Source organism: Ruegeria sp. CDSC068 (genome assembly GCF_059610545.1).
This window is the reverse complement of sequence record NZ_JBXWNV010000005.1, coordinates 80248-98575: the sequence shown is the minus strand read 5'-3', so window position 1 is coordinate 98575 and position 18328 is coordinate 80248. Positions and strand designations below refer to the sequence as shown.

Annotated in this window: 21 protein-coding genes; 13 read left to right on the top strand and 8 right to left on the bottom strand. The window is 58.7% G+C overall.

The window, feature by feature from the left end:
- The 9 genes from AC2FID_RS11855 to AC2FID_RS11815 are packed head-to-tail and all read left to right on the top strand — an operon-like array spanning position 1 to position 7846.
- Entirely contained in the window at positions 1–414 is a 414-nt protein-coding gene (locus AC2FID_RS11855) for a phage major tail protein, TP901-1 family (protein ID WP_282169350.1), read from the top strand.
- A gap of 4 nt (positions 415–418) precedes the next feature.
- Positions 419–739 (top strand): gene transfer agent family protein, encoded by a 321-nt coding sequence (locus tag AC2FID_RS11850; protein ID WP_282169351.1) that lies wholly within the window; start codon positions 419–421, stop codon positions 737–739.
- Complete coding sequence (locus tag AC2FID_RS11845; RefSeq protein ID WP_282169352.1) at positions 736–945, top strand: rcc01693 family protein; 210 nt, start codon at positions 736–738, stop codon at positions 943–945. The genes AC2FID_RS11850 and AC2FID_RS11845 overlap by 4 nt, the downstream gene beginning before the upstream one ends.
- Complete coding sequence (locus tag AC2FID_RS11840) at positions 932–1594, top strand: RcGTA-type gene transfer agent tail tape measure protein (RefSeq protein WP_496836954.1); 663 nt, start codon at positions 932–934, stop codon at positions 1592–1594. The genes AC2FID_RS11845 and AC2FID_RS11840 overlap by 14 nt, the downstream gene beginning before the upstream one ends.
- A gap of 16 nt (positions 1595–1610) precedes the next feature.
- Positions 1611–2243, top strand: coding sequence for a DUF2460 domain-containing protein (locus AC2FID_RS11835; protein ID WP_282169354.1), 633 nt, complete (start codon positions 1611–1613; stop codon positions 2241–2243).
- Positions 2243–3130: a phage/gene transfer agent baseplate hub protein gene (locus tag AC2FID_RS11830; RefSeq protein ID WP_496836952.1), complete on the top strand. Its 888-nt coding sequence runs from the start codon at positions 2243–2245 to the stop codon at positions 3128–3130. Before AC2FID_RS11835 ends, AC2FID_RS11830 begins: the two co-directional genes overlap by 1 nt.
- Positions 3127–3573 (top strand): NlpC/P60 family protein, encoded by a 447-nt coding sequence (locus AC2FID_RS11825; protein WP_496836951.1) that lies wholly within the window; start codon positions 3127–3129, stop codon positions 3571–3573. The genes AC2FID_RS11830 and AC2FID_RS11825 overlap by 4 nt, the downstream gene beginning before the upstream one ends.
- Positions 3574–7542, top strand: coding sequence for a baseplate multidomain protein megatron (locus AC2FID_RS11820; RefSeq protein ID WP_496836949.1), 3969 nt, complete (start codon positions 3574–3576; stop codon positions 7540–7542).
- A gap of 7 nt (positions 7543–7549) precedes the next feature.
- Entirely contained in the window at positions 7550–7846 is a 297-nt protein-coding gene (locus AC2FID_RS11815; RefSeq protein WP_108860361.1) for a DUF7742 family protein, read from the top strand.
- Here AC2FID_RS11815 and AC2FID_RS11810 read toward each other — a convergent pair.
- Positions 7827–8165 carry a TraR/DksA family transcriptional regulator gene (locus AC2FID_RS11810; RefSeq protein WP_108860362.1) on the bottom strand — a complete coding sequence of 113 codons (339 nt, stop codon included), beginning with the start codon at positions 8163–8165 and terminating at the stop codon, positions 7827–7829. The genes AC2FID_RS11815 and AC2FID_RS11810 overlap by 20 nt on opposite strands.
- Positions 8166–8249: 84 nt before the next feature.
- Between AC2FID_RS11810 and cysE the strand changes: the two genes are divergently transcribed.
- The gene (cysE, locus tag AC2FID_RS11805) at positions 8250–9059 is read left to right on the top strand and encodes a serine O-acetyltransferase (protein ID WP_058277511.1); all 810 of its coding nucleotides are present in this window, start codon (positions 8250–8252) and stop codon (positions 9057–9059) included.
- 390 nt (positions 9060–9449) lie between these two features.
- On the opposite strand, the gene AC2FID_RS11800 is transcribed toward cysE, so the two are convergent.
- Genes AC2FID_RS11800 through pdhA form a run of 3 tightly spaced genes read right to left on the bottom strand, consistent with a single transcriptional unit; the run spans position 9450 to position 13147 of the window.
- Positions 9450–10760, bottom strand: coding sequence for a pyruvate dehydrogenase complex dihydrolipoamide acetyltransferase (locus AC2FID_RS11800; protein ID WP_496836946.1), 1311 nt, complete (start codon positions 10758–10760; stop codon positions 9450–9452).
- Between the two features lie 14 nt (positions 10761–10774).
- Complete coding sequence (locus tag AC2FID_RS11795) at positions 10775–12142, bottom strand: pyruvate dehydrogenase complex E1 component subunit beta (RefSeq protein WP_282169358.1); 1368 nt, start codon at positions 12140–12142, stop codon at positions 10775–10777.
- Between the two features lie 15 nt (positions 12143–12157).
- Positions 12158–13147, bottom strand: coding sequence for a pyruvate dehydrogenase (acetyl-transferring) E1 component subunit alpha (gene pdhA / locus AC2FID_RS11790; protein WP_058273998.1), 990 nt, complete (start codon positions 13145–13147; stop codon positions 12158–12160).
- A 243-nt stretch (positions 13148–13390) separates the two neighbouring features.
- Between pdhA and AC2FID_RS11785 the strand changes: the two genes are divergently transcribed.
- Entirely contained in the window at positions 13391–14101 is a 711-nt protein-coding gene (locus AC2FID_RS11785; protein ID WP_496836943.1) for a hypothetical protein, read from the top strand.
- A 56-nt stretch (positions 14102–14157) separates the two neighbouring features.
- Here the strand turns inward: AC2FID_RS11785 and AC2FID_RS11780 are convergent, their stop codons facing one another.
- The 3 genes from AC2FID_RS11780 to AC2FID_RS11770 all read right to left on the bottom strand — a co-directional run bounded on the left by AC2FID_RS11780 (position 14158) and on the right by AC2FID_RS11770 (position 16218).
- Complete coding sequence (locus AC2FID_RS11780) at positions 14158–14457, bottom strand: FtsB family cell division protein (protein ID WP_058273997.1); 300 nt, start codon at positions 14455–14457, stop codon at positions 14158–14160.
- Between the two features lie 164 nt (positions 14458–14621).
- A complete protein-coding gene (locus tag AC2FID_RS11775) occupies positions 14622–14966 on the bottom strand; it encodes a lysozyme inhibitor LprI family protein (RefSeq protein ID WP_058277516.1) in 345 nt (114 codons plus the stop codon).
- Positions 14967–15027: 61 nt separating this feature from the next.
- Positions 15028–16218 (bottom strand): phosphoglycerate kinase, encoded by a 1191-nt coding sequence (locus tag AC2FID_RS11770; protein WP_496754399.1) that lies wholly within the window; start codon positions 16216–16218, stop codon positions 15028–15030.
- A gap of 136 nt (positions 16219–16354) precedes the next feature.
- On the opposite strand from AC2FID_RS11770, the gene AC2FID_RS11765 reads away from it, so the two are divergent.
- Both AC2FID_RS11765 and AC2FID_RS11760 read left to right on the top strand, forming a co-directional pair.
- The gene (locus AC2FID_RS11765; RefSeq protein ID WP_108860369.1) at positions 16355–16861 is read left to right on the top strand and encodes a peptidylprolyl isomerase; all 507 of its coding nucleotides are present in this window, start codon (positions 16355–16357) and stop codon (positions 16859–16861) included.
- On the top strand, positions 16854–17402 hold the full coding sequence (locus AC2FID_RS11760) for a peptidylprolyl isomerase (RefSeq protein ID WP_109311395.1): 549 nt from the start codon (positions 16854–16856) through the stop codon (positions 17400–17402). The genes AC2FID_RS11765 and AC2FID_RS11760 overlap by 8 nt, the downstream gene beginning before the upstream one ends.
- Positions 17403–17441: 39 nt before the next feature.
- On the opposite strand, the gene AC2FID_RS11755 is transcribed toward AC2FID_RS11760, so the two are convergent.
- Entirely contained in the window at positions 17442–18284 is an 843-nt protein-coding gene (locus AC2FID_RS11755; protein ID WP_496760995.1) for an alpha/beta fold hydrolase, read from the bottom strand.
- Between the last annotated feature and the right edge of the window lie 44 nt (positions 18285–18328).

Sequence of the window (18328 nt, the reverse complement as noted above, 5' to 3'; positions counted from 1 at the left end):
ATGGGTGCCCAGAACGGCAAGGACCTGTTGGTCAAAGTGGATATGAACGGTAGCGGTCTGTTCGAAACGATCGCGGGGTTGCGCGCCACGCGCGTCAGCTTCAACGCGGAAAGTGTGGATGTCACCAGCCTGGAAAGTCAAGGTGGCTGGCGCGAACTTCTGTCGGGCGCCGGGGTCAAATCAGCGTCGATATCCGGCTCGGGGGTGTTCAAGGATGCCGGGACCGATGAACGAGCGCGGCAATTGTTCTTTGACGGCGAAACACCGGATTTTCAGGTCATCATCCCGGATTTCGGTATTGTCGCCGGGCCGTTTCAGGTCACAAGTGTCGAATATGCGGGCTCGCACAACGGCGAGGCGACCTATGAGATGAGTTTAGCCAGCGCGGGCGCGCTGAGCTTTACGGCGCTGTAAGCCGATGGCCAATCCGTGGACGGGCGAGGTGGCATTGACCATCGATGGAGAATGGCGGGTGCTCAAGCTGACGCTGGGTGCTTTAGCGGAATTGGAACAAGAGCTGGGTGCCGGCTCGCTGGTGGAACTCGTGCAACGGTTCGAAAGCGGAGCTTATTCCAGTGGTGACGTATTGGCACTGATCGTGGCCGGGTTGCGCGGCGGTGGCGGCGACGTCAACCGCACCGATCTGCTGAGCGCCGAAATTGAGGGTGGCCCGATGGCAGCTGCGCGTGCGGCAGCCGAGTTGTTGGCCCGGGCCTTCATGGTGCCGGATCAGGCATGAGCGGGTTCAACTGGCCCGCCCTGATGCGGGTTGCGCTTGTCGGTCTGCGTCTGACGCCAGATCAGTTCTGGCGACTGACGCCAGCCGAATTGCAACTGATGTTGGGGCATGGCGTAGGGCTTCCGGCGATGAACCGGGCTGGCCTGGATGCGATGCTGAAGGCCTATCCGGATAAATTACAAGGAGAGCGTGATGACGGATCGTGACGGGTTTGACGACTTGCAGGAACGCGGCGATGCGCTGGGTGACTCGCTGGGCGACGCGGCATCTATGGCGGCTGCTTTTGACGGCCAGATGAAACGGATCAGCGCGGCGTTTGAGGAAACCGGCAAGGATGTCGCGACGCTGGAGCGCGGCATGTCCAGCGGGTTGCGCAAAGCCTTCGATGGCGTGGTGCTGGATGGGATGAACCTGTCCGATGCGCTGGACGTTTTGAAGAATTCAATGATCCGCACCGCGTATTCGGCAGCGATCAAGCCCGTGACGGATCATTTTGGTGGGATGCTGGCCGGAACCGTTGGCGGTCTGGTGCAGGGGCTTTTGCCATTTGCCGACGGCGGCAGTTTTTCGCAAGGGCGGGTGATGCCCTTCGCCAATGGCGGCGTTGTCAGCGGCCCAACCACATTTCCCATGCGCGGCGGAACCGGGTTGATGGGGGAAGCCGGACCCGAAGCTATCATGCCTTTGGCGCGCGGGTCGGACGGTAAGCTTGGGGTGCGCACTTCGAGCGGTGGGCGTGCCGTCAATGTCGTGATGAACATCACCACCCCGGACGTGCAGGGGTTCCGTCGCAGTCAAGGCCAGATTGCGGCGCAGATGAGCCGCGCACTTGGGCGCGGCAATCGCAACAGGTAACTTGAGGGAGCAGGCCATGAATTTCCATGAGGTTAGATTTCCCGCCAGCCTGAGCTTTGGTTCGGTGGGCGGCCCCGAGCGGCGCACAGATATCGTGACGCTGGCCAACGGGTTTGAAGAACGCAACACGCCCTGGGCCCATTCAAGGCGACGCTATGATGCCGGGCTGGGGATGCGCTCGTTGGATGATATCGAAGCGCTGATTTCGTTCTTCGAGGCGCGGCAGGGGCAGATGTTCGGATTTCGGTGGAAGGATTGGTCTGACTTCAAGTCGGGCGCAGCAACGGCTGAGGTAGACAATGCCGATCAGGTTATTGCACGCGGCGACGGCAAGACAACCGAGTTCCAGTTGGTGAAAACCTACAGCTCTGGCGGGTTCAAATACGTCCGTCCGATCCTCAAACCAGTTCTAGGGACCGTCAAACTTGGCCTTGAGCAGGACGAAATGCGCGAAGGCGTGGATTTCGAGGTGGATCTGGCGCGGGGCCGGGTCACGTTTACGAACGCGCCACCGCAAGACGTCGAGATTACGGCAGGGTTCGAGTTTGACGTGCCCGTTCGTTTTGACACCGACAAGATTCAGACCAGCGTGGCCAGCTTTCAGGCAGGCGACGTGCCCAACGTTCCGGTGGTCGAGGTGCGGGTCTGATGGGCGGTAATGCACAGGGGTTGCAGGAGCATCTGCAAAGCGGGATGACCACCACCTGTCGATGCTGGGCCATCACGCGCACGGATGGGCAGGTCTATGGGTTTACCGATCATGATATGGAGTTGCGCTTTGACGGGCTGACATTCAAAGCAAGCTCTGGCCTAACCGCGGCAGCGATCGAACAGGCAACCGGGCTTTCGATCGATAACTCTGAAGCGATGGGTGCGCTGTCTGATGCCGCGATTAGGGAAGAGGATATTGAGGCCGGACGGTTTGACGGTGCTCAGGTTCAGGCTTGGCACGTGAACTGGGCAGACCCCGAACAACGAACTCTACAGTTTCGTGGTTCAATCGGGGAAATGCGTCGCGGTGGCGGGGCCTTTCATGCTGAGCTGCGTGGGCTGACGGATCTGCTGAACCGGCCCTTGGGGCGGATTTACCAAAAACCTTGCACCGCAGTGCTAGGCGACGATGCGTGCCGATTCAACGTGGCAGCGGCCGGTTTTCAGGCAGAGGCTGAGATCTTCAACCTGTCGGCGGGCAGTGTGCTTCAACTGAAAGGGGCGGACGCGCCGGATATGGGATGGTTCGAACGTGGCCGTCTGGATGTAATTTCCGGCACGGCCTCGGGTCTTTGGGCGTCGGTGAAACAGGATGAGCGTATCACGGGCGGGCGCAATGTCACCTTATGGGCGGGGATCAGTGGCGGACTGACAGTCGGTGATCGAGTCCGGCTAACCGCCGGGTGCGACAAACGCATGGAAACCTGTCGAAGAAAATTCAACAACCTCATAAATTTTCAAGGTTTTCCGGACTTGCCGGGCGAGGATTGGGTGATGGCTGTTCCTAAGAAAGACAAACCGAATAAAGGGGGCAGCAGACGATGACAATAGACCGGCAGGATATAGTTGCAGAAGCGCGCCGATGGCTAGGCACGCCGTATGTGCATCAGGCGTCCGTCAGGGGCGCGGGGGCGGATTGTTTGGGATTGCTACGCGGAATCTGGCGCGCGCTGTACGGAGCTGAGCCGGAGTCCGTGCCGAGCTACAGCATGGACTGGTCAGAGCCGCAGGGGGATGAACGCATGTGGGATGCGGCCCGCCGGAATTTGACATCAAAGCGACCCTCGGAACTGGCAGCAGGCGACGTATTGCTGTTCCGCATGCGCGATGGCGGCGTCGCCAAACATGTGGGTGTTGTCAGCGAAACCGGCGCGGTCCCGCGGTTCATTCACGCATATTCCGGGCAAGGCGTTGTGGAAAACGCCCTGAGCGACCCTTGGCGTCGCCGGGTTGTCGCCTGTTTCGCATTCCCGCTGGAGGTCAAGTAAATGGCTACGATTGTACTTTCCGCAGCAGGTGCTGCTCTTGGCGGCTCGATCGGTGGCACTGTCGCGGGTCTTTCCACGGCAATTATTGGCCGGGCTGTCGGCGCAACGTTGGGGCGGGTCATCGACCAGCGGCTGATGAGCCAATCTGTGATGGGTGGCGGCAGCGAGGTTGTCGAAACCGGGCGTCTGGATCGTTTCCGCCTGACCGAAACCGGAGAGGGGGCTTCGGTCACTACCGTGTTCGGACGTATGCGTGTCGGTGGGCAGATCATCTGGGCGTCGGACTTTCTGGAAACCCGCAGCACCAGCACGACAACGCAATCCACGCGGGGCGGAAAAGGGTCGCGGCGGCCAAGTTCGGCCACAACAACCACGACCACGCATACCTACAGCTATTCGATCTCGCTGGCGATTGCCGTGGGCGCTGGGCAGATCTCTGACATCTCGCGTATCTGGGCCGATGGTGAAGAGCTTGAGCGCGCCGGGCTGAATGTGCGCCTGTACAAGGGCACCGACAATCAATTGCCTGACCCGTTAATCGAGGCGGTCGAGGGCACCGGACAGGTCCCTGCGTACCGGGGCACCGCATATGTGGTGATCGAGGACCTACAGCTTGCTGCATTCGGCAACCGGGTCCCGCAGTTTTCCTTTGAGGTTGTCCGACAGGAACAGCCGGGGCTGCCCGACACACCCGGTGCTGTATCCCAGATCGTGCGCGGCGTGGCGATGATCCCGGGTACGGGCGAGTATTCTTTGGCCAGCAGGCAGGTGAATTATTCCAAAGGGCAGGGGCAAAGCTGGGCTGCGAACGTGCATTCGGCTTCGGGCGTTTCCGATCTGATCACCTCAACTCACGCGCTGAATGCTGAATTACCCGCCTGCGAAGCGGTATCGCTTGTCGTGTCGTGGTTTGGCGACGATCTGCGGTGCGGTCAGTGCAAGGTGCAGCCAAAGGTCCTGCACAAAGAGTTTGATGGCGAGAACATGCCGTGGAGCGTATCAGGCGTATCCCGAGCTGCTGCACAGGTTGTTCAGATCGAAAATGATCGACCAGTTTATGGGGCGACACCTGCGGATGCGTCGGTGGTCGAGGCGATCCGGCATCTGAACACATCCGGCAAGCGGGTGATGTTCTATCCCTTCATCTTGATGGACCAATTGCGCGGCAATGGCCTGCCGGATCCGTGGTCTGATGCCACCGATCAACCGCACCTGCCTTGGCGAGGGCGGATCACGCTGAGCGAGGCACCAGGCCGCAACGGATCCCCGGACAAGACAGCCGGGGCTGACGCGCAGGTTGCGCAGTTCTTTGGCCAGGCCCGCGCTGGTGACTTTGTCGTCGGCGATGGCACCGTCACCTATACCGGCCCGCAGGAATGGGGTTTGTTTCGGTTTATTTTGCACTATGCGGCGCTCTGCAAGGCAGCTGGTGGAGTGGCGTCGTTCTGCATCGCATCCGAGATGCGCGGCCTGACGCAAATCAGGGGCGCGACCGGGTTTCCTGCGGTGGCGCAGATGCAAATCCTCGCGGCGGAAGTGCGCAAAATCCTCGGGCCGAACACCAAAATCGGCTACGCGGCCGACTGGAGCGAGTATTTCGGTTACAAACCCGTCGATGCTGGCAGCGACCGGTACTTTCATCTGGATCCGCTTTGGGCCGATGACAATATCGACTTCGTTGGTATCGACAACTACATGCCCCTGTCCGATTGGCGGGACGGAGAAGATCACGCCGACGCCAAAGCGGGCGTAGATGCGATCTATGATCTGGACTACCTGCGCGGCAATGTTGAAGGTGGGGAAGGGTACGACTGGTACTACGCCTCGACCGAGGAATCCAAAGCGCAGATCCGGTCTGCGATCGAAGATCAGGCGCATGATGAGGCCTGGATCTGGCGATATAAGGATATACGCAACTGGTGGTCGCAACCGCATCACGAACGGATCGGAGGCGTGCGTCAAGCCAATCGGACCGCATGGGTGCCTCGGTCCAAGCCGATCTGGTTCACGGAACTGGGTTGTGCGGCCATCGACAAAGGTACCAATCAGCCGAACAAGTTTCTGGACCCGAAATCCTCGGAATCCAAGCTGCCGCGCTATTCCAACGGTCTGCGGGATGATTTCATTCAGGTGCAATATCTCAAGGCGATTTTGGGCTATTGGTCCGAGGCAAAAAACAACCCGGTTTCCAATACTTACGGCGGCCGCATGATTGATCTGTCCAACGCTTATGTCTGGGCCTGGGATGCGCGGCCATATCCAACCTTCCCGAACCTGCAAAGCCAGTGGAGTGATGGCGAGAATTACGCGCGAGGGCATTGGTTGAACGGGCGGTCGGGGTCGCGCACGCTGGCATCGGTAGTGACCGAGATTTGTCATGGGGCTGGAGTGACCGACATCGACACGTCGCGCCTTTATGCTGTGGTGCGTGGCTATGCTATTGAACAGGTCTCAGACGCGCGATCAGCGTTGCAGCCGCTGATGCTGCGCTATGGTTTCGATGCAATCGAGAGGGATGGCGTATTGCGGTTTCAGATGCGCAATGGGCAACGCGCCATCGCGCTGGAACAGGAACATCTGGCGCTCAGCTCTGATATTGAGGCCGGTATCGAACATCGCCGCGAAGCCGAGGCTGAAATGACTGGCCGGGTGCGCTTGCGCTTTGTTCAATCGGATGGGGATCATGACATCGTCGCGGAAGAGGCCGTTCTGCCCGACACGCGGACGCATTCGGTGTCTGTCAACGAGATGCCCCTGTCCATGACCCGTGCCGAAGGTCGCCAGACGGCGGAACGGTGGCTAAGCGAGGCGCGGGTGTCCCGCGAAACCGTGCGCTTTGCGCTGCCGCCTTCGTTGGGGCACATCGGCGCGGGGGATGTCGTCAGCCTGGATGAAGGCGGACAGGGTGCGCGTTTCAGGATCGATCGACTGGAACAAGCTGAGATGCAATTGGCGGATGCCGTTCGGATCGAACCGGGAATATACGCGCCGTCTGATCTGCCTGATGACCTAGTCTCGACCAAGCCCTTTGTCGCCCCGGTTCCGGTTCTGCCAGTGTTCATGGATCTGCCGCTGATTACCGGCTCAGAGGTGCCGCATGCGCCTTACCTGGCTGTGTCTGCCGACCCCTGGCCCGGCGGCGCTGCAATGTATTCGGCTGTGAATGATGAGGATTATACCTTGCAAGAGGTTATCTCGGCACAGGCCGTCATCGGGTTTACTCAATCGCCTTTGCGGCGCGCCGGCGTAGGGGTTTGGGACGACGGTGCGCCGCTGCGCGTCAGGCTGGTCGATGGCTTGCTGGAATCGCGCCCGCGCGACGCTTTGTTGAATGGTGCCAATCTGGCCGCAATAGGGGACGGGACGCCCGGCAACTGGGAACTGTTCCAGTTCGCCAGCGCCGAACTTGTGGGTCAGGGGACCTACGCCCTTTCAGGGCGCCTGCGCGGGCAATTGGGGACGGACAGTGTCATGCCTGACACCTGGCCTGAAGGTTCAACTTTTGTCTTGCTGGATGAAAGAGTTTTCCAAACCGGGCTGTTGCGGTCTGAAAGGCGGGTGGCGAAACATTATCGCATTGGGCCGGGAACGCGTGCCTATGACGATACTTCTTTCCTCCACCAGGTTCACGCCTTCAACGGCAACGGACTTCGGCCATATGCTCCGGTGCATGTCAAATTGGCAAAAATCGGAGCGGGTGATGAAATTTCGTGGATCCGTCGAACCCGGCTGGACGGCGATGGCTGGGATGGATTTGACGTGCCGCTAGGGGAAGAGACTGAATCCTATCTGGTGAAAATCAGGATCAACGGGTCAGTAATACGCGAACAGGTTACGTCAGAGCCGCGCTGGACATACCCATCAACGATGAAAGCCGCCGATGGCGTAACCGGCACTTACGAGGTTGATGTGGCACAGATCTCAGCCAGCTACGGGCCGGGTCCCGCCGCACGTCTTCTGGTTGGGTAAGGCAGTTATGCGTCCTGTTTTGCACGGCGATGTAAGTGCCGCGGCGCGGGTGTTGCTAAACGCGCCGCCTTCCGACCGGGAACGCCTGTGCACTAGAATGATCAACGAAGCTGAACTGGCCGACATCTATGTCGGCCATACAGGCCGGCTACACCCGCTGTTTGGTAATGGCTCATTGATGACAGTGGCCCGAACCCGGCCATTGGCCAACGAGCCAAGCTTTGACGATTTGCAATATTGCCAGTGTTTTGAGATGGTTCTGCGATGCCTGGTTCAATTTCGCGTTACCCGGATGCGCAGCTGACGCACTTGCTGGCCGCTGGATCAAGGTTCAGACGACCAACCGGAATCTCTTCGCCGCAATCCTCGCAATACCCGAATTCTCCATCTTTGATCCGGGTCAGGGCCACTGACAACCGGCGTGTTTCGATATCACGATTCGCTTGCTGAGCCTTGGCCATGGCCTGATTTTGCAGGGCGTCCATCCGGCTGAGCCGCCCGACTGCCTGTTGGTCCAGTTCAACAACTGCCTGTGCCTCGGTTCCAAGCGCAGAATGCGCGGCCAATTCGTCCAATCGCGCGCGGATACGGGCTTCGAAATCCTCCAACTGGGTTTCATTCATTTTCGTTGCCCTGCAGATCACGGGTTTGCGTTTGGTGATTTTACAACTAAATGGCATTCTAGGCGCAGCAAAGGATGAAAAGCCATGTTCGAAACGCGCAGCCACGTGACCCCTGTCGACCCTGTTTGGGATCGCATCACCGCCGAAGCTCAGTCGGCAGTTGAGATTGAGCCTTTGATGGGTGGGCTGGTTCACGCCTGTATCTTGCACCACCGTAGCCTGGAACGGGCGCTGTCCTACCGGATTGCGGCCAAGCTGTGCTCGAACGAAATGTCGATGATGGTGCTGCGCGAGATCGTGGACGAAGCCTACGCCGACGACCCCGCACTGCTCGAAGCTGCGCGCGCGGATTTGATGGCCGTCTACGAACGCGACCCGGCCTGCCACCGCCTGTTGCAACCAATCCTTTACTTCAAAGGGTATCAGGCGATGCAAGCCTATCGCGTGGGGCACTGGTTGTGGCGCAAGGGGCGTTATGATCTGGCGTACTTCTTTCAGATGCGCTCGTCCGAGATTTTCGGGATTGATATCCACCCCGCGGCAAAGATCGGGAAAGGTATCATGATCGACCACGCGCATTCGATCGTGATTGGTGAAACGGCGATCGTTGGCGACAACGTCTCGATGTTGCATTCGGTGACCCTTGGCGGGACCGGCAAGGAAGAAGAACAGCGCCACCCCACGATTGGCGATGGCGTGCTGATCGGGGCAGGTGCCAAGGTTCTGGGCAATATCGTAGTTGGGCATTGCAGCCGTATTGCTGCAGGCTCGGTGGTGCTGCAGGAAGTGCCTGCGTGCAAAACCGTGGCCGGAATACCGGCGAAGATCGTCGGAGAGGCCGGGTGCGATCAACCCTCGATCTCGATGGATCACATGCTGGGCAAAGACCAGTAACTCAAGTCAGTTCAAGCGGTCGTTCTTTTTGATCGACCGTTTGCGCCGCTGTTCTTCACGCCGCTTTTTTCGTTCTTCTTTCCTTTTCGCGCGTTCAGCTTCACGTTTAGCCGTTTCGGCTGGATCAGAACTGAAGGCGGAATGTTCGCCCGGATAGGTATTGGGCTTAGCCGCCGCAACCGTCGGCATACCAAACACAAGGGCTGCAACCAGCAAACAGTTTACAGAAAAGGTAGAAGTCATAGGGCACCTGTGTCCGTGATTTTCATTCAGACAAGGTGGTTGAGGGTAGGTACCGGCGCAACACGCGCGGTGATCACAAGCGCTCACATGACGGTTGTGATCTGGTTGGGTCGCGCCGGTCTGGTATCGGCGCGACCCTGATTTTCCTTAGGCCAGCATGACCATCGGGTTTTCCAGGTTGTCCACAATGGCCTGCAGCAACTGGGCGCCAAGCGCACCGTCAATGACCCGGTGATCGACAGACATTGTCACCGACATAACAGTAGCTACTGTCAGTTCACCGTCATCGCCGACAACCGGTTTTTTCAGCCCTGTTCCCACTGCCAAGATGCCCGCATGCGGCGGGTTCACGATGGCATCGAAATTGTCGATGCCGAACATGCCGAGGTTCGAGACCGCGAAGGTGCCCCCCTGATATTCATGCGGGGCCAGCTTGCGCTCACGCGCGCGACCGGCAAGGTCCTTCATCTCAGCCGAGAGCGCGGACAGCGACTTAGTGTCGGCGTCCTGCAGGACCGGTGTGAACAGACCGCCTTCGATCGCAACCGCGACCGCTACGTCCGAGGGTTTCAATTGCAGAACCCGGTCACCGGCCCAGACAGCGTTGCAGGCGGGAACCTGTTGCAGCGCGTTGGCGACGGCCTTAATGATGAAGTCGTTGACGCTCAACTTTACGCCACGGCCTTCCAGCTGCTTGTTCAGCTGGCTGCGGAACTTGAGCAACGCGTCCAGCTTGATATCGCGGCGCAGGTAGAAATGCGGGATCGTCTGCTTGGCTTCGGACAGGCGGGCAGCAATGGTCTTGCGCATCCCATCCAGCTTGATCTCTTCGTAGTCGCGACCTTCGTACATCCGGGCAACAGCATCCGCGGACGGACCGGCCGGAGCTGCGGCGGCTGCCGGTGCAGCAGCGGCGGGTGCGGATGCGGCAGCCGGAGCCGGGGCAGTTGCAGTTGCGCCTTCGACATCTGCTTTCACGATCCGCCCATGTGGGCCAGAACCAGCGATCTGCGCCAGATCAAGACCTTTCTGGGCCGCGATACGGCGGGCCAGCGGAGATGCGAAGATCCGACCGCCATCCGCCTTGGCCGGAGCAGCCGGAGCAGGGGCGGGCGCCTCGGGTGCCGCTGGCGCGGCAGCCTCGTTGCTCGCGGCAGCAGCAGGAGCAGCCGCCGGCGCAGCGGCAGGGGCTGCGGCAATGTCATCCGCGCTTTCGCCGTCTTCCAGCAGCACCGCGATCGCGGTGTTTACTTTGACCCCTTCGGTACCTTCGGGGATCAGGATCTTGCCGATTGTGCCTTCGTCGACGGCCTCGAATTCCATCGTGGCTTTGTCAGTTTCAATCTCCGCCAGCAGGTCGCCGGACGAGACGGTGTCGCCTTCCTTGACCAGCCATTTGGCAAGGGTGCCTTCCTCCATGGTCGGCGACAGGGCGGGCATCAGAATTTCTGTAGGCATCTGTCTGTCGCTCCTTACCGGTAGGTCACTTGTTTGACGGCGGCGATCACTTCTTCGGTTGTGATCAGGGCCAGCTTTTCCAGATTTGCGGCATAAGGCATCGGAACATCCTTGCCGGTGCAGTTGATGACCGGCGCGTCGAGGTAATCGAACGCTTCCTGCATCACCACGGATGAGATGTAGCCGCCGACCGAGCCTTGCGGCCAGCCTTCTTCGACGGTCACCAGACGGTTGGTCTTCATCACAGAGTTGATAATCGCGCCTGTGTCCATTGGCCGGATAGTGCGCAGGTCGATCACCTCGGCACTGATACCGTCCTCGGCCAGCTTGTCGGCGGCCTCAAGCGCATATTGCATGCCGATGCCAAAGCTGACGATGGTTACATCCGTGCCTTCGCGCCAGATACGCGCCTTGCCCAGCGGGACGGTCAGATCGTCCACCTGCGGCATGTCGAAAGAACGACCGTAAAGGATTTCGTTTTCTAAGAACACAACCGGGTTCGGATCGCGGATCGCCGACTTCAACAGACCTTTTGCATCGGCTGCGGAATAGGGCATCACCACTTTCAGGCCCGGTATTTGCATATACCACGCTGCGTAATCCTGGCTGTGCTGCGCACCGACGCGAGCAGCGGCACCGTTGGGGCCACGGAACACGATAGGACAACCCATCTGACCACCGGACATGTAGAGCGTCTTGGCCGCCGAGTTGATGATCTGGTCAATCGCCTGCATGGCGAAGTTGAAGGTCATGAACTCGACAATCGGTTTCAGTCCGGCCATGGCGGATCCGACGGCGATGCCGGCAAACCCGTGTTCGGTAATCGGGGTGTCGATCACGCGCTTGCTGCCGAACTCGTCCAGCATGCCCTGGCTGATTTTGTAGGCGCCCTGATACTCGGCGACTTCTTCGCCCATCAGGTAGACGTCCTCGTCACCACGCATTTCTTCGGCCATCGCATCGCGCAAAGCTTCACGCACGGTCTGCTGTTTCATCGGCGCATCTGCTGGCCAGTCCGGGGAAAGATCCACCTTAGGCGCGGCAGGTGCAGTTGCAGCAGGGGCAGCGGTCTCTGCTGCCGCAGGGGCCGCCTCGGCCACCGCCGCAGGTGCAGCTGCGGGAATGGCGGAGGCGTCTTCGCCTTCTTCAACCAGCACCGCGATAGGAGTGTTCACTTTTACCCCTTCGGTGCCTTCGGCGATCAGGATCTTGCCGACGATGCCTTCATCGACGGCTTCGAACTCCATTGTCGCCTTGTCGGTTTCGATCTCGGCCATGATGTCGCCGCTGGATACGGTGTCGCCTTCCTTGATCAGCCACTTGGCCAATGTGCCCTCTTCCATTGTGGGCGAAAGGGCGGGCATGAGAATTTCGGTTGCCATGTCTTAGTCGTCCTCTCAGGCGTAAATGTCGGTCCAGAGCTCTTCGACGGAAGGCTCGGGGCTTTCTTTCGAGAATTCGGCGGCTTGATTGACGATCTCTTTGATCTCTTTGTCGATCGCCTTCAAATCATCCTCGGTCGCGTGTTTACCGGTCAGCAGCAGCTCGCGCACATGTTCGATCGGGTCGCTTTGCTCACGAACCTTCTGAACCTCTTCGCGGGTGCGGTACTTGGCCGGGTCGGACATCGAGTGGCCGCGGTAGCGGTAGGTCTTGATCTCGAGGATATAGGGGCCTTTACCCGCACGGCAGTGCGCGACAGCCTTTTCCCCTGCGGCTTTAACCGCAAGTACATCCATGCCGTTGACGATCTCACCGGGGATGCCGAACGCTTCGCCGCGGTGGTAGATATCCTTGGTCGAGGTCGAGCGCGCCTGCGCCGTACCCATGGCGTATTGGTTGTTCTCGATCACGAACACTACCGGCAGGTCCCAAAGGGCGGCCATGTTGAATGTCTCATAAACCTGGCCCTGGTTCGCTGCACCGTCACCGAAATAGGTAAAGGTCACGCGACCGTTGCCTTTGTATTTGTCGGCAAATGCCAGACCCGCACCCAGCGGAACCTGCGCGCCAACAATGCCGTGGCCGCCATAGAAGTGCTTCTCTTTCGAGAACATGTGCATCGAGCCGCCCTTGCCTTTGGACAGACCGCCAATGCGACCGGTCAGCTCGGCCATCACGCCACCCGGATCCATGCCGCAAGCCAGCATGTGACCGTGGTCGCGGTAAGAGGTAATCCGCTTGTCACCTTCTTCAGTCGCAGCCTCAAGGCCGACGACAACGGCCTCTTGGCCAATATAGAGGTGGCAGAACCCGCCAATCAGACCCATGCCATAGAGCTGACCGGCCTTTTCTTCGAATCGGCGGATCAGCAGCATTTCACGGTAATATTCGGTAAGTTCTTCCGCAGAAACGTTTGGTTTCTTTGTGGTTTTTCGCGCAGCCATGTTGGCGATCTCCCCCTCTCGGCAAGATAGTTTAGCGTTAAACTATTTCATAAAGCATTTCCTGCTTTCTGGCGAGCAGAAATGTGACGCAGCGTAGGGCGAGCCGTCCGGCTTCAAAACTCAGGCCATTTTTGCGTCAGTTCCATTTCCCGGATGTTATCTCCGATTGACTGGCGCTACGCTTTTTTGACAAGTTACGTTGGGCTATAGATGCTCGCGCCCGAACTGTGGAGTTCTTTCCGAATGATGATCCTGCGACAAGATAAGCTTATGTTTATAAAAACAAAAAAGACTGCTGGGACTTCTATTGAAATTGCACTTAGTAAGCACCTTGCAAAGGGCGATTTTGCGACGCCCTTCACCAAGGAGGAGGAAGAACAGCGCGCGGGCAAGCAGTTCATTGTACGCGGCTCGTTGCGTTTGCTAAGGGAAAGGTCGGAAGGCCACGTACGGGCGCGCAATCCCCACAACGGAATCGCAGTGGCGCGAACTTATCTCGGGGACCTTTGCGACGGATGTTTCAGCTTCTGCGTCGAACGCAACCCGTGGGATAAGGCGGTTTCTGCTTTTTATTTCTGGATGCACCAGCGCGGGTACAAGATTGTTGATGTTGGGGAATCGTTTCATCGGTTCTGCAATTTGCAGCTGCGATTCTTTTCAGACTTTCATCTGTATTCTGAGAATGGGCAATTGGCGGTCGACCGCGTTCTGCGCTACGAGAGTTTGCAATCAGATTTCAACACCCTGATGGCTGAGAGGGGGATCACAGATGTCTCGTTGGGTGATCGGCGTTGGAACTCTGGTATCCGAAAAGAATATGATATCGGTGTTTTCTACGGCGAGAATTTCGATAATGCGAACGTCGATATCGTGGCGAATGTCTTTGCCGCCGAGATATCCGAATTCGGTTATGAATTTCCGACTAAAGAAAGCGTCAGGCCAAGTTCCGCGTGAGCCATTTCATTCCGGGCCGTCAGGTGCTTTGGTCAAAGAACCATCGCTCAATCGGTTCAGCGGATGACGATCTCATCTGAGCGGATCATGCCTAGCACGGACCGCGCCTGCTGATCCAAAAGATCCAGATCCAGGTAATTGTCCGACAGGCGGCGCGTCAGGTTTTCCATTTCCGTGATCTCGGCATCAAGTTTGGCCAAGTCACGCGACAGGGCGTCCCGTTCCGCTGCAATCTCGACCCGTCGGAACAGGCCATAGTCGCCTTGCACGGCGGCAAAGGTGAAATAAACACCTAACGTGAAAGCCACCATGAAAAATGCAACTGCGCCCAAACCGGGCCGATGGGAACGGGACACTCTGTTTACCGCCGTATGAAGTCTGCCTCTAAACGTGCCCTTTTCGGACATCTGTCTGCACTATGTCACAGGTGATTCGGCTTGTGAATCCCTCGATTCGCAATTTTTCATGATCAGCAGAAAAAACATGTTCGCCCCATAAATTTGGCTGGGTTGAAAAGTGGTTATCGCCAGGCTTCAAGCGCTTGATTGCGCTGCAGGGTTTGTTCTTCCATGCAGGCCCAATAGAACATGGGGGCCGCGCTACCGTCGCTTTCCAGCTCGGGGTCACAGGTCGCGTCACGACGTTTCAGCCAGGCGCGTTGCTCGGTCAACAGGGCTTGGCCATCACCACGCGTGTCCGATAAGGGTTTGATCTCTGACCAAAGGCTGTTCAGATCCTGATCTGCCACTTCCCATTTCTCTTTGGCGCAAAAATTGAGATCGAGCTGTGTGTGCCCGTTGCAGTGGGATTGCGCATATGTCGTGACGGGCAGCAGGGTGGTGGCAAGGACGGCAACAGCTTTCATGGTGCATCTCACGGTTTGACGAAGAGAGTACCATGAATGCCGATTGCCAGACAGATAGGGGTTACTGATCCAGTGCCGCAACACCGGGCAGCGTTTTGCCTTCCATCCATTCCAGGAAGGCACCCCCTGCAGTCGAGATGTATGAAAAGTCCTTGGCAGCACCGGACGCATTCAGCGCAGCGACCGTGTCACCACCGCCTGCGACCGACACAAGCTGTCCGGACCGTGTCAGCTCAGCCGCTTTCAGGGCCGCTGCGTTGGTGGCGGCATCGAATGGTTCAATCTCGAATGCACCCAGCGGGCCGTTCCAGATAAGCGTTTGGCTCTTGTCGAAAATCGCAGTGATTTCCGCAACGGTTTCCGGACCAGCGTCAAGGATCATGCTGTCTTCGGGGCATTGATCCGCTGGTAGAACCTGATTGGGGGCGTGGGCTTCGAACTTTTCAGCGACCACGACATCGCGGGGCAGGACAATCTGACAGCCGGTTGTCTCGGCCTTGGTCAGGATCTCGGCGGCAGTGTCCTTCATCGCGGTTTCTGCCAGTGACTTGCCGACGTTTACGCCTTGCGCGACGAGGAACGTGTTCGCCATGCCACCGCCAATAATCAGGTAATCCACCTTTTCGATCAGGTTGCCCAACAGGTCCAGCTTGGTTGAAACCTTGGCGCCGCCGACCACCGCAGTGACCGGGCGTTTAGGCGCGCCTAACGCGGCTTCCAACGCGCTAAGCTCTTGCTGCATCAGGCGGCCCGCGCAGGCGGGCAGAAGACGGGCAAGCGCCTCGGTCGAGCTATGCGCGCGGTGAGCCGCCGAAAAAGCATCGTTGCAGTACACGTCGCCCATTTTTGCCATGCCGGCAGCCAGTTCCGGACTGTTCTTTGTTTCCGCAGCGTGAAAGCGCGTGTTTTCCAGTAAAAGCACCTCGCCAGCACCCAGGTTGGCCGCTGCGGTTTCCGCCTCGATCCCGACGCAGTCATCGCCAAACCGAACCTTGGTGCCAAAGGCCGTCTCCAGCGTCGGAACAAGCTGCTTCAGCGACAGGTTCTGCCGGCGCTCTCCGCCCGGGCGTCCGAAATGCGCCAGCAGGATGGGCTTGCCGCCAGCGGCCAAGATGTCCTTAACGGTCGGCACGATGCGCTCAATACGGGTGGCGTCGGTCACGACCCCGTCGACCACCGGCACGTTGATATCCACGCGCACCAGCACGCGTTTGCCGTTCAGGTCCATGTCGTCCAGTGTTTTCCAGCCCATCGCGCAATCCTCGACAAATGTGAAAGTAACTTAGGCGGTTCTTTTCCTGCATTTTGCCCTCAGGTCAATGCGTCACTTGGCATTCGCGCGCCCGGCGCATAGGTATTTGCGCAAGATAAAACGACAGGAGGGCCTCATGGCCGAGATCAAGGATCCCGAAAACACAATCATCGTCGAACTCAAAGGCGGCAATGTCGTCATTGAGCTGCTGCCTGACGTGGCACCGCAGCACAGCGCCCGCATGAAAGAACTGGCGCGCAATGGCGAATATGACAACGTGGCCTTTCACCGTGTGATCGACGGTTTCATGGCGCAGACCGGCGACGTGCAGCATGGCGACATGGAAGACGGGTTCAACCTGCGCATGGCGGGCACCGGCGGATCGTCTCTGCCGAACGTTCCGGCCGAGTTCTCGAAACTGCCCCATGATCGTGGCACTTTGGGCGCGGCCCGGTCGCAGAACCCGGATTCGGCGAACTCGCAGTTCTTCATCAACTTCGGCGACAATCATTTCCTGAACGGCCAGTACACTGTTTATGGCCGTGTCATCGACGGAATGGAGCATGTGGACGCTATCGTACGAGGCGAGCCACCAGCGAGCCCTGACCGCATGATCAGTGTCAAGGTGGCGGCTGATGTATAAGCTGGCTGCTGCTTTTGCCTTGTTGGCCAGCCCTGCGCTGGCCACGGGTCTTGAGGTCGAGATCGAAGGTGAGGGGGCCAATGGCACTGTCACCATCGACCTGTTCGATGATATTGCTCCGAAACATGTTGAGCAGATCGCTGCTCTGGCCAATGAAGGCAAGTACGATGGCGTGGTGTTTCACCGCGTGATTGACGGCTTCATGGCGCAGACCGGCGACGTGGAACATGGCCGTTTGGGTGGCGACATGCGCCGCGCCGGCACAGGCGGTTCCGACCGTGCAGACCTTCCGGCCGAGTTTTCTGATTTCGAATTCGACCGTGGCGTGGTTGGCATGGCGCGGGCGCAAGACCCCAACAGCGCAAACTCGCAGTTCTTTATCATGTTCGAACCGGGCCCGTTCCTGAACGGCCAGTACACGGTTGTTGGTCAGGTGACTGACGGCATGGACGTGGTTGACGCGATCAAACGCGGTGAGGGTCAGAACGGTGCCATTATCGGCCAGCCGGACGTGATGAAAAAAGTCACCGTCACCGAATAATCCTTGAACCCGGCGCTGGCACCAGCGCCGGGTTTTTTGTCATTGGTCGATGAAGCCTCTGATCGCTTGCGTATATGCATCCGGGTCTTGAAACGACGCAAAGTGACTAACGTCTTTCAAAATCAGAAGATCAGCATCAGGGATCGCCTCGGCAATCGCTTGCGAGTGTTCGGTAAGGATGGCCTCGTCATGTTCGCTCTGCACGACCAGAGTGGGCACGGTCACCGATTGCAGCCCCTCAAGCCCGCCGGGCTTTTCTGTGGCCCACATGGCCGCGACACCGCCCAGGAACGCTTCGAACCCGTCCGGGGTGGGGGACATGGCGGCATAGTCCCCGGCCATCATTCCGACGTAAGAACCGAAGACTTCGTTGGTTTCTACTGAAGGATCGATCCCATCCAGCGTGACATTGCCCGCATGGGCGAAATGGCTGGCAAGACGGTCAGGCGCAGTGGTCGAAATCGTGTAGCCAATGTTGGCACCATCCGACCATCCAACCAGATGCACCTGTCCGACATTCAGATGATCCAGCAGCGCCAGATAGTCCTGCGCCAGCAATTCATAGCTGTAGGTGCTGCCATCATTGGTTGACCGGCCATGCCCTCGGGTATCTGCCACAATCACGCTGTGGTCGCTGGACAGATCAGCCACTTGTGCTGCCCAGATATCGCCATGCGCAAGACCGCCATGGATCAACAGGACGGGTGTGCCCTCTGCCGATCCATAGGTGGCGTAATACATGTCGATGCCATTCACGCTGGCGGTACCACTGGACGCGGCCTCGGACATATCGGGCGTTTCGGGGATTGTCAGCCAGGCATCCTGTGCCAGTCCCGCTGTCGCGGTCAACGTTATCGCAGTGACCATCAGTGTTCGAAGCATGTCTACCTCCCTGGTTTCGCGTCGTCTCGTCAGGGATGATAGCT